Origin of the sequence: Streptomyces sp. ActVer (assembly GCF_027270795.1) — a bacterium.
Classification (GTDB): domain Bacteria; phylum Actinomycetota; class Actinomycetes; order Streptomycetales; family Streptomycetaceae; genus Streptomyces; species Streptomyces umbrinus_A.
In genome coordinates this window covers 1-11,258 of record NZ_JAPWHT010000343.1, presented here as the reverse complement: position 1 = coordinate 11,258, position 11,258 = coordinate 1, and the positions used below count along the sequence as shown (strand labels likewise).

Annotated in this window: 8 protein-coding genes; 2 read left to right on the top strand and 6 right to left on the bottom strand. The window is 69.4% G+C overall.

Annotated features, from left to right (window positions below; all coding sequences use genetic code 11):
* Positions 1-76 precede the first annotated feature (76 nt).
* The gene (locus O3Q52_RS38385; protein WP_266741512.1) at positions 77-979 is read right to left on the bottom strand and encodes a tRNA (adenine-N1)-methyltransferase; all 903 of its coding nucleotides are present in this window, start codon (positions 977-979) and stop codon (positions 77-79) included.
* Between the two features lie 109 nt (positions 980-1,088).
* Positions 1,089-2,705 carry a site-2 protease family protein gene (locus O3Q52_RS38380; protein WP_269653218.1) on the bottom strand — a complete coding sequence of 539 codons (1,617 nt, stop codon included), beginning with the start codon at positions 2,703-2,705 and terminating at the stop codon, positions 1,089-1,091.
* Positions 2,706-2,889: 184 nt separating this feature from the next.
* On the opposite strand from O3Q52_RS38380, the gene O3Q52_RS38375 reads away from it, so the two are divergent.
* A complete protein-coding gene (locus O3Q52_RS38375) occupies positions 2,890-3,888 on the top strand; it encodes a RecB family exonuclease (RefSeq protein WP_269653216.1) in 999 nt (332 codons plus the stop codon).
* A 14-nt stretch (positions 3,889-3,902) separates the two neighbouring features.
* Positions 3,903-4,574, top strand: a complete 672-nt coding sequence (locus tag O3Q52_RS38370; protein ID WP_055613352.1) for a response regulator transcription factor — start codon at positions 3,903-3,905, stop codon at positions 4,572-4,574.
* A 122-nt stretch (positions 4,575-4,696) separates the two neighbouring features.
* On the opposite strand, the gene O3Q52_RS38365 is transcribed toward O3Q52_RS38370, so the two are convergent.
* The 4 genes from O3Q52_RS38365 to O3Q52_RS38350 form a co-directional block, all read right to left on the bottom strand.
* The gene (locus tag O3Q52_RS38365; protein ID WP_269653217.1) at positions 4,697-6,280 is read right to left on the bottom strand and encodes an ABC transporter substrate-binding protein; all 1,584 of its coding nucleotides are present in this window, start codon (positions 6,278-6,280) and stop codon (positions 4,697-4,699) included.
* Positions 6,281-6,376: 96 nt separating this feature from the next.
* Positions 6,377-7,981 (bottom strand): ABC transporter substrate-binding protein, encoded by a 1,605-nt coding sequence (locus O3Q52_RS38360; RefSeq protein WP_269653215.1) that lies wholly within the window; start codon positions 7,979-7,981, stop codon positions 6,377-6,379.
* A 429-nt stretch (positions 7,982-8,410) separates the two neighbouring features.
* A complete protein-coding gene (locus O3Q52_RS38355; RefSeq protein ID WP_269653214.1) occupies positions 8,411-9,112 on the bottom strand; it encodes an HAD family phosphatase in 702 nt (233 codons plus the stop codon).
* 274 nt (positions 9,113-9,386) lie between these two features.
* Positions 9,387-11,258 (bottom strand): vitamin B12 dependent-methionine synthase activation domain-containing protein (locus O3Q52_RS38350; protein ID WP_269653213.1); only part of this gene is annotated, 1,872 nt, incomplete at its 5' end.

The following is an 11,258-nucleotide window of genomic DNA, read 5'->3' as shown; positions in this document are numbered from 1 at the left end:
GCCCCCGGGAACCCGGCCACGACGCTTGAGCGTTGTACGCGGCACCGGGCCGCCACCGCGGCCGGGCCTTCGTCGGTCAGCGGCCGGCGCCACCGTCGGCGTTCGGACCGGAGTAGTCCTCGCCGTACGCGCCCTTTGCGGGACGGCGGCGGCGCATGGGCGGCTCGACACCGTCCGCGAGGCGGCGCGCGGTGAGCAGGAAGCCGGTGTGCCCGATCATCCGGTGGTCGGGGCGGACGGCCAGGCCCTCGATGTGCCAGTTGCGGACCATCGACTCCCAGGCGCTCGGCTCGTTGAAGCAACCGATCTCGCGGATGGACTCGACGGTCCGGGCGAGCTGCGTGGTGGTCGCCACGTAGCAGCAGACGATGCCGCCGGGGACGAGGGCCTTGGAGACGGCCTCCAGGCACTCCCAAGGGGCCAGCATGTCGAGGATGACGCGGTCGACCTCGGTGTCGCTGAGGTTGTCCTGGAGGTCGCCGACGGTGAGCTGCCAGGCGGGGTGCGGGCCGCCGAAGTAGCGCTCCACGTTCTGCTGGGCGATCTCGGCGAAGTCCTCGCGGCGCTCGTAGGAGTGCAGCATGCCCTGGTCGCCGATGGCGCGCAGCAGGAAACTGCTGAGCGAGCCGGAGCCCACGCCCGCTTCCACGACGCGTGCGCCGGGGAAGATGTCGGCGAAGGCCAGGATCTGCCCCGCGTCCTTGGGGTAGACCACGGCGGCGCCGCGGGGCATGGACAGGACGTAGTCGGGGAGCAGGGGGCGCAGTGCCAGATAGGCCACGTTCCCCGTGGTGCGGACAACGCTGCCCTCGGGAGAGCCGATCAGCTCGTCGTGCGGGAAGGAACCCTTGTGGGTGTGGAAGTTCTTCCCCGCTTCGAGCGTGAACGTGTAGTGGCGGCCCTTGGGGTCGGTCAGCTGAACCTGGTCCCCGACCTTGAAGGGCCCACGTCGGCGGGCGGCACCGGTCGGTTCGGACATGTGAACAGCCTACCGGTCCCTGCGGAGCGCTCTGACCGCTAGGGGTGCGTGCGGAGTCTGCGGGTGCGTTGTGGCTGGGCGCGCAGTTCCCCGCGCCCCTTACGGGGCTTCAGCTGGGGCGGGCCATTGCCTTCACGAACGCCTTCTCCACGTCCGCCGCCGAGAGGACTCCGTAGATCTCGCCGGAGTCCTCCACCACCAGGTACTCGGTCGCGGGGGCCGCGCGCAGGGCGTCGAGGAGGTCCTCGCCGGCCAGTTCGGCGGAGACCCGCATGCCGTCCGTCAGGTCCTGGGCGAGGCCGCTGACGGCGACCCAGGGGCGGCGGTGTTCCGGTACTCCGACGATGGCGGCCTCGCGGACCAGGGAGAGAGGTTCGCCGTCGGGGTCGACGACGACCAGGGCGCGGGCGCCCGCGTCGTTGGCCCGGCGCAGCGCCTCCGAGAGCGGGGTGTTGGTCTCCACGGGCACCGCGCGGCGGGTGAGGGCGCGGGCCCTCAGCTCGGGCAGGTGTTCGCGCAGGCGGGCCATGCGCAGGCTGTTCCCGGCGCCGGTCCAGATGATCGCGGCCAGGATCGCGGCGAGCAGGGCGTCCATGACGGTGTCCATGCCGCCGATGTCCGCGGCGTCGGTCCCGAGCGCCCCGGACTGGGTGAGCAGGGGCAGTCCGATGAGTACGGAGATCGCGAGGGCGCGGCCGACCCAGGCGGCGGCGATCGTGCCGCTCATCGGCTTGCCGGTGATCTTCCAGACGACGGCCCGGAGCATCCGGCCGCCGTCGAGGGGCAGGCCGGGGAGCAGGTTGAACGCGGCGACGATCAGGTTCGAGATCATCAGGCCGGCCAGCAGGACGCCCGGGACGGTGCCCGGTTCCACGGCCTGGAGGGCGAGGTAGAAGAGGCCGCCGAGGATCAGCGAGAGCAGGGGGCCGACGAAGGCGAGGACGAACTCGCGGCCGGGGGTCTCGGACTCCTTCTCGATCTCCGAGACACCGCCGAAGAACTGCAGCTGGATGCGGCGCACCGGCAGTCCGAAGCGCAGGGCGGCGACCGTGTGGGCCAGCTCGTGGACGAGTACGGAGGCGTAGAAGGCGACCGCGAAGAAGAGCGAGACGAGGTAGCGGGTCATGCCGAGTTCGGGCAGGACGCGGTCGAGCTGGCCGCCGAAGACCCAGGTGATGAGCGCGGCGACGAGGAACCAGCTCGGCGCCACGTACACGGGGACGCCGAAGGGGCGTCCCATGAGCAGGCCGCCGCCCGGTTCCTTGCCTCGCCGGGACGAAGCGCCCCGTTTCCGCCCGGACTTGGGCTTGGTGGGCGGGGTGTGTGCCTCGGTGCGGTGGACGTCGTGAGGGTGTGCGGGCGTGTGGTCGTCGGAGCGCGGGTCCGGCGCGGACGGCGAGGTGGGCGCCTTCCGCAGGTCGGCCGGCGGCGCGTCCGCCCGCTCCTCTCCAGATCCGGCGGGTCCGGCGGCTCCAGCGGCCTGGTCGTCCGCCGGGTCCTTCGGGTCCTCAGGGGTTCCCGGGCTCTGGTCCGGGTGCCCCGCTGCCGCTGCCGTGTCTGCCTCCGGTTCGGGTTTCGCCTGGGCGTCGGTGTCGTGCGGCTCCTCGTCGGAGTGCGGCCGGGCCGTCGAGGTGGCCGGATCGCCGGGGCGCGGCCGACCCGTACGGCGCTCGTCCGCCTCGTCCGTGCCGGATCGCGGCTGCCCGCTCCCGCCGCTCTCGTCCACGATGTCCCCTCGTTCGACGCGTCTCCCGCTCGCGATCATGCACGGCGAGAGGTCCTGTGGTCGATGGTATGCGGCCGTCGTGTCGCGTTCGGCCCCGGCACCCCCTCTGTTTCCCACTGTGTGGCGTGCGCGCGCAGGTCACCGTGTGTCGCACTGTCAGTGGCGGGCCGTAAGGTCTGTCGTCATGGAAACCAGCGCCGACGGCACGACTCATGCGGGCCCGCAACCCGAGCCGACGGGCACCTCGGCCGAGCCCGCGGACGTGCCGGTCCAAGCCCCGTCCGCGGCCGACCCGGTCGTGGTCGCCGAGCCCGCTCGCGTCGCGGTGCCGCCGGCCTCGTTGTCGCCCTCGCGGGCCGGTGACTTCATGCAGTGTCCGTTGCTGTACCGCTTCCGGGTGATCGACAAGCTGCCGGAGAAGCCGAGCGAGGCGGCCACGCGGGGCACGCTGGTGCACGCGGTGCTGGAGCGGCTCTTCGACGCCCCGGCCACCGAGCGGACCGCCCCGCGCGCCAAGTCGCTGATCCCCGGTCAGTGGGACCGGCTGCGCGAGGCGAAGCCGGAGCTCGCCGAGCTGTTCGCGGACGCCGACGAGAAGGCGGCGGGCGAGCGGCTGGCCCGCTGGCTGACCGAGGCGGAGCAACTGGTGGAGCGCTGGTTCACCCTGGAGGACCCGACCCGTCTCGAACCGGCCGAGCGCGAGCTGTTCGTGGAGGCCCAGCTGGACTCGGGCCTGAAGCTGCGCGGCATCATCGACCGCGTCGACGTGGCCCCGTCCGGAGACGTGCGGATCGTCGACTACAAGACGGGCAAGGCCCCGCGCCCGGAGTACGCGGAGGGCGCCCTGTTCCAGATGAAGTTCTACGCCCTCGTGGTCTGGCGGCTGAAGCAGGTCGTCCCGCGCCGCCTCCAGCTCGTCTATCTGGGCAGTGGTGACGTCCTGACGTACGACCCGGTCCCCGCCGACCTGGAGCGCGTCGAGCGGAAGCTGCACGCGCTGTGGGAGGCGATCCGGCTGGCCACCGAGACCGGTGACTGGCGGCCGCGCCCCACGAAGCTGTGCGGCTGGTGCGACCACCAGTCCGTGTGTCCGGAGTTCGGCGGCACTCCCCCGCCGTATCCGCTGCCTGTGAGGGCGCCCGAGTCCGGCGGTGCCGAGCAGGGCAGAATGGGGCCGGACTAACGAAGGAGACTTACGTGGCCATCCGCGTCCTATTGGTCGACGACCAGCCGCTGCTGCGCACCGGCTTCCGGATGATCCTGGAGGCCGAGCAGGACATCGCGGTCGTCGGCGAGGCCGGTGACGGTCTCCAGGCACTGGATCAGGTTCGGGCCCTGCAGCCCGATGTGGTTCTGATGGACATCCGTATGCCGCGGATGGACGGGGTCGAGGCGACCCGTCAGATCACCGGCCCCGGCCGGGACGGTCCGGCGAAGGTGCTGGTCCTGACGACCTTCGACCTCGACGAGTACGTGGTGGAGGCACTGCGCGCCGGCGCCAGCGGCTTCCTCCTCAAGGACGCCCCCGCCAACGAACTGGTGCAGGCGATCCGGGTGGTGGCCTCCGGTGAGGCCATGCTCGCGCCCAGCATCACCCGTCGGCTCCTCGACAAGTACGCGAGCCATCTGCCCTCGGGCGACGAGCCGGTGCCCGACACCCTGCACACGCTCACCGAGCGCGAGGTCGAGGTGCTGAAGCTGGTGGCCCGCGGCCTGTCGAACGCGGAGATCGCCGCCGACCTGTTCGTCAGCGAGACGACGGTCAAGACGCACGTGGGCCACGTCCTCACCAAGCTGGGGCTGCGCGACCGCGTGCAGGCCGCGGTGTACGCGTACGAGAGCGGTCTGGTGCGCCCCGGCGCGCAGTGAGCGCACCCGCCACGGACCGCCAACAGCTCTGACAGCTCTGACAGCTCTGACAGCAGAACGGCCGCCCCCTTCGAAAGGGGGCGGCCGTTCTGCGTATGCGCGGGGGTGGTGCGCGGACGGGCTCAGTCCTTGCTGATCTCCCAGAAGCGGAACACCGTCGAGGCGTCGAGGCAGTTCTCCAGGCCGTACACGTTGTCGCGGACGACCGCGTACTGCTTGGCCTGCCAGACCGGGATGATCGGGATCTGGTCGGCGACGATGTCCTGGAGCTCGCCGTACTGCGGCTCCGTCGAGGCGCGGTCGCTCTGGGCGGCCGTCTCGGGGATGAGCCGCCCGGTGACCGTGCTGTTCGTGTAGCTGTTGCCCAGCACGTTGCCGTCGCCGAAGAACGGGGCCGTGAAGTTGTCCGGGTCCGGGTAGTCCGGCACCCAGCCCTTCACGTACACGCCGTACTTGCCCGCCTCGACGTCCTTCTCGTACTTGTCGTACGCGACGGACTTCACGGTCGCGTCGAACAGGCCGCTCGCGTTGAGCTGCTTGGCGATCGCCTTGAACTCCTGGTCCGTGGAAGGGCCGTAGCGGGTCGGCGTCGACCAGAGGGTCAGCTTCACCTTGTCGGTGATGCCGTCCTCGAGCAGCGCGGCCTCGGCCTTGGCGCGCGAGGGGCGGGCGCCGTAGGTGTCGAAGAAGGCCGTGTTGTGGCCCGTGATACCGGCCGGGATGATCGAGTACAGCGGGGTCGCCGTGTTCTCGTAGACCTCTTTGATGAGGGCGTCGCGGTCGAGCAGATGGGCGATGGCCTTGCGGACGCCCGCCTGGCCCGCCACCGGGTCCTTCATGTTGAAGACCAGGTGCTGGACCTCGGCGCTGGAGCCCTCGACGACGTCGATCTCCTGGCTGCCGGTGGTGTCCGCCTCGATCTCCGCGATGTCCTTGGCGGCGAGACCTCGGTAGGCGACGTCGACCCTGCCGTCGAGGATGGCCTTCTTCAGGCCGGCCTGGTCGCCGTGGAACAGCTTGAGGGTCACGCCGTCGTTCTGCGTCTCGGCGTTGCCCTTGTAGTTCTCGTTGACCGTGAAGACGGCCTCGTCCTTGCTGAACGACTCCAGCTTGTACGGGCCCGAGCCGACGGCCTTGCCGTCCTCGCGCAGCCCGTCCGCCGAGTACTCCCGGCGGTTGACGATCGAACCGGCACCGGAGGCGATCTTGCTCGGGAAGGTGGCGTCGGAGACCTTGAGCCGGAAGACGACCGTCTTGGCGTTCGGCGCCTCCACCTTGTCCAGCATGGGGAACATGATCGCGGGCCCGGCGTCGTCGTCGATCTTCATCATGCGGTCGAAGGAGAACTTGACGTCCCGCGAGGTGAGCTCGTCACCGTTGCTGAACTTCAGCCCGTCGCGCAGCGTGCACCGGTAGACCTTGGCCTGCGTGTCCGTGAACCCGCACTCCCTGGCGGCCTCCGGCTCCGGCTCGGTGCCGCCCTTGGGGAAGCTGAGCAGGGACTGGAAGACGTTGTTGAAGAGGAGCCAGGAGCCGGGGTCGTAGCCGGAGGCGGGATCCGTGGCCAGGACGTCGTCCGTCATCCCCATGACGACGTCCGAGCCGCTGCCCCCGGAACCGCCCGACTCCGAGCCGCATCCCGTCAGCAGGCCTGCGGACAGTCCCGCCACGACGGGCAGGACCGGCCACTTGGTGCGCGTGTTCACGAGCGTGTGCCTTGTCATTGATTTCTCTTGGTACCGGTCTGTCGCCGTCGCTTCCGGCTCAGCCACCCGGTCCGGTCGTGCGCCGTCGCCTCGGGCTCAGCCGCCGACTCCGCGGCCGAGCTCCCACAGCTGAAGCGTCGCGGAGGAGTTGAGCGCGTACTCGGCGCCGGTGATGTCGTCCCGCGTGGCGATGTACTGCTTGCCCTGCCACAGAGGCAGAACCGGGACGTCGTCGGCGACGATGCTCTGGATCTCCTCGATGCTCTTCGAGGCGGTGAGGCGGTCGGCCTCGCGGCGGGACTCGGGGATCAGCTTGGAGCGGATCTCCGGGTTCGCGTACGGCGAGCCGATGGTGTTGTCCTTGTCGAGGAACGGCGCGAGGTAGTTGTCGGCGTCGGGGAAGTCCGGGAACCAGCCCATGCCGTAGACCTCGTAGTCGCCCTTCTGCTCGTTCGGACGGAACGTCGACCAGTTCTCGCCCTTGATGCTCACCTTGAACAGGCCGCTGTCGTTCAGCTGCTTCTGCAGCAGCTCGAACTCCTCCTTGGTGGCCGGTCCGTAGTGGTCGTCCGTGTACTGCAGCGTCAGCTTCACCGGCGTGGTGATGTTCGCCGCGGCCAGCAGGTCCTTGGCCTTGGGGATGCTCGGGTCGCCGTACTTGTTGAAGAACGAGTTGGCGTGGCCGGTGACGGTGGCCGGGACCATGGAGTACAGCGGGTCGGCGCCGGAGCCGTACACCTGCGAGGTGAGTTCGCCGCGGTTGATGACCTGGGCCATCGCCTGGCGGACGGCCTTGGTCTTCACCGACGGGTCGTTGGTGTTGAAGCCGAGGTAGCGGATCTCCAGACCGGGCTGCTCGATCAGGTCGACGTCCGTGCCCTTGTCGTTCTGGAGCTTCTTGATCTGCGCGGGCGACATGGTGCGGGTCATCATGTCGATGTCGCCCTTGTCGAGCGCGGTGCCCATGGAGTCGGCGCTCTCGAAGGAGCGCAGCTCGACCTTGTCGTTCTTCAGCTCAGAAGTCCCCTGGTAGTTGGGGTTCTTGGTGAAGACGGCACTGACGATCTGGTCGTCCTTGACCTCGGCCTTGAGCGTGTACGCCCCGGAGGCGCTCACGTCGAAGCCGTTCCGCAGCTTGTTCTTGTCGTAGTCGTCCGGGTTGACGATGCCCGCGACCGGCGTGGACAGCTTGAACGGGAAGGTGGCGTCCGCGCTGTTGAGGTGGAAGATCACCTCTCGGTCGCCCTTGGTCTCCACGGTGTCGACGGTGGACAGCAGGGCGAAGACACCGCTGTCCGCCTTGATCTGCATCGCGCGGTCGATGGAGAACTTCACGTCCTCGGCGGTGATCGGGTCGCCGTTCGAGAACTTGAGGTCCTTGCGCAGGGTGCAGGCGTACCGCTCGTTGCCCGAGTCGGTGAAGCCGCACTCCTCGGCGGCCTCCGGAGCCGGGTCGCCGCCGCCGTTGGGCATGACCATCAGCGTCTGGACGGTCTGGCGAAGGATGTTCCAGGTGCCCACGTCGTACGCGGAGGCCGGGTCGAGCGGCGCCGGGTCCTCCTTCGAGGCGGTGAACCGGTCGGTAGTGCCGACGACGATGGCGTCGCCGCCGTTGTCCCCGCTGTCGGAACCGCCGCACGCGGCGAGGACCGGGGCGAGCAGACCGATCACGGCCGGCAGCACCAAAGTCTTACGGTTCATGCTCGAAGTTCTCCAGAGCTGTCGTCCCGCTAACCCGGCAGGCCGGGGTGTGGCGGTGGGGTCACGGGGGTTACGGCGATGTCTCGATGAGATTAGTCCGCACCAGCAGGACCGTTCGCAGGTACTGGAGTTGAGACCCCATCACGCTGCGAAACCGGCTGTGGACGCACCGAAAACCCGACAGCGGAAGGATTGGTGCAGCGTTCCATGAATCAGGACACAAGGACGCGCCGAACCGCACCGAAAGGGCTTCCAGGACACAGCCGAGGCAGCTTGTCGACGGCCTGCAGCGTGTCGAACGTCACATCCTCAACTACGTGGGGGAGCGCTCGAATTCGGCCACCCGGACACGCGGAAGAGGATCGAATTACTCCGGTGCCATGACCACGTAGTTTTTCCGGCATTCAATCATTCACCCTGGGTGAAGGATTAGCGCTTTTCCGTCATCAGACCTCGTAGAAAAGACAGGTCGACCTGTTCGAGGGACGGAACAACGGTGCGCCGGAACGCCGGAGCGATGGGCGCCACCGACGGTACGGCGACCACGTGGCAGCCCGCAGCCTCGGCCGCGGCGACGCCTGTCGCCGTGTCCTCGACGACCGCGCATCTGGCCGGATCCGCGCCCAGGCCGGCGGCCGCCAGCAGGTACGGGTCGGGGAACGGCTTGGTGCGCTCGACCTCGTCGCCCGCGATCGTCAGGGCGAAGTTCTGGGGGCCGAGCGAGGTCACGACGCGGTCGATGATGCGCCGGTGCGAGGCGGAGACCAGGGCCGTGGGGATCCTGTGCGCGGACAGCTCGGCGAGGAGCCTCGCGGCGCCCGGCATCAGCGGCAGGGCGCGGCCGATCCGGTCCTCGAACCCGTCGTTCAGCAGCACCATGAGCTCGGCGAGGGTGACGTCCGCGCCGGTGGCCTCGATGAGGAAGCCCGCGCTGCGGGTCATGGGGCCGCCGACCACCACGTGGCGCCAGGAGTCGTCGAGGGTGTGGCCCAGGCGGGCGAAGACCTCGACCTCGGCGTCCCACCAGAAGCCCTCGGTGTCGACCAGGGTGCCGTCCATGTCGAGGAGTACGGCTTGGAGCGCGGAGCCTTCGGCCGTATGGGTACCTAGTGCGGGGACCGTACTGGTCATAGGCGCACCTCCGTGTAGGGACGAGAAGGCCGGTTCCCTCCTGGGGAACCGGCCTGCACTGGACCGACCAGTGTACGTCGCCGTCGGTGGAAGTGCCTCCTGGCAAGGGTGGGTGCGGTGTCCCCTGCGGGAGGCTGGGGGTGTTTGGCCGGGTGCGGGTGCGTTGTGGCTGCTCGCGCCCACGCGGCGGAGCCGCAAAATGTCACAGCCCCGCGCCCCTCAAAAGGCGCCCCCCGTTGAAGGGGCGCCCCCACTAGGCGCGGGGAACCCGCCCTCACCTGGCGTTGAAGTACTTCGCCTCCGGGTGGTGGATCACGATCGCGTCCGTGGACTGTTCCGGGTGGAGCTGGAACTCCTCGGAGAGCTGGACGCCGATCCGCTCGGGCTGCAGGAGCTCGGCGATCTTGGCGCGGTCCTCCAGGTCCGGGCAGGCGCCGTAGCCGAGGGAGAAGCGGGCGCCGCGGTACTTGAGCGCGAACATGTCCTCGACGTCGGCCGGGTCCTCCCCCGCGAAGCCGAGTTCGGAACGCACGCGCGCGTGCCAGTACTCGGCGAGGGCCTCGGCCAACTGCACGGACAGACCGTGCAGTTCGAGGTAGTCGCGGTAGGCGTTCGCCTCGAAGAGCTTGGCCGTCTCCTCGCCGATCCGGGAGCCGACGGTGACGACCTGGAGCCCGACGACGTCCGTCTCACCGGACTCCTCCGGCCGGAAGAAGTCGGCGAGGCACAGCCGGCGGCCGCGGCGCTGGCGCGGGAAGGTGAAGCGGGTGCGCTCGTTGCCCTGCTCGTCCAGGAGGATCAGGTCGTCGTCCTTGGACACGCACGGGAAGTAGCCGTAGACGACGGCCGCCTCCAGCAGGTTCCCGGTCTGCAGCTGGTCCAGGAGCCCGCGCAGCCGCGGCCGGCCCTCGGTCTCCACCAGCTCCTCGTACGTCGGCCCGTCGCCCGTACGCGCCTGCTTGAGGCCCCACTGGCCCTTGAACAGCGCGCCCTCGTCGAGCCAGGAGGCGTACTCCTTGAGCTGGATGCCCTTGATGACGCGGGTGCCCCAGAACGGCGGCTCGGGGACCGGGTTGTCGACGGACACGTCGGAGCGGACCGAGCCCTCCTCGGGGCGCTCCTCGACGACCGTCTGGGCGGTGGCCCTGACCCGGCGCTGCTTCAGCTCGGGCAGGCTCGCGCCGGGGACGCCGCGCTTGACCGCGATCAGCGCGTCCATCAGGCGCAGGCCCTCGAACGCGTCGCGGGCGTAGCGGACTTCGCCCTCGTAGATCTCGTGCAGGTCCTGCTCGACGTACGCCCTGGTGAGGGCCGCGCCGCCGAGGATCACGGGGTAGTCGGCGGCCAGCTTGCGCTGGTTGAGCTCCTCCAGGTTCTCCTTCATGATCACCGTGGACTTGACGAGCAGTCCTGACATGCCGATGACGTCGGCGCGGTGCTCCTCGGCGGCCTCCAGGATCGCGGAGACGGGCTGCTTGATGCCGAGGTTGACGACGGTGTAGCCGTTGTTGGACAGGATGATGTCGACGAGGTTCTTGCCGATGTCGTGGACGTCGCCGCGGACGGTGGCCAGCACGATCGTGCCCTTGCCCTCGTCGTCGGTCTTCTCCATGTGCGGCTCCAAGTGGGCCACGGCGGTCTTCATGACCTCCGCCGACTGGAGCACGAACGGCAGCTGCATCTGGCCGGAACCGAACAGCTCACCGACGACCTTCATGCCGTCCAGCAGCGTCTCGTTGACGATGTCGAGGGCCGGGCGGGTCTGGAGTGCCTCGTCGAGGTCGGCCTCCAGCCCGTTCTTCTCGCCGTCGATGATGCGTCGCTTGAGCCGCTCGTCCAGGGGCAGCGCGGCCAGTTCCTCGGCCCGGCCGGCCTTCAGGGACTTGGTGGTGGCGCCCTCGAACAGCGCCATCAGCTTCTGCAGCGGGTCGTAGCCCTCCGCGCGCCGGTCGTAGATCAGGTCGAGGGCCGTGTTGACCTGCTCGTCGTCGAAGCGGGCGATCGGCAGGATCTTCGACGCGTGGACGATCGCCGAGTCGAGGCCCGCTTTTACGCACTCGTCGAGGAAGACGGAGTTGAGCAGGACGCGCGCGGCCGGGTTGAGGCCGAAGGAGATGTTGGACAGGCCGAGGGTGGTCTGCACGTC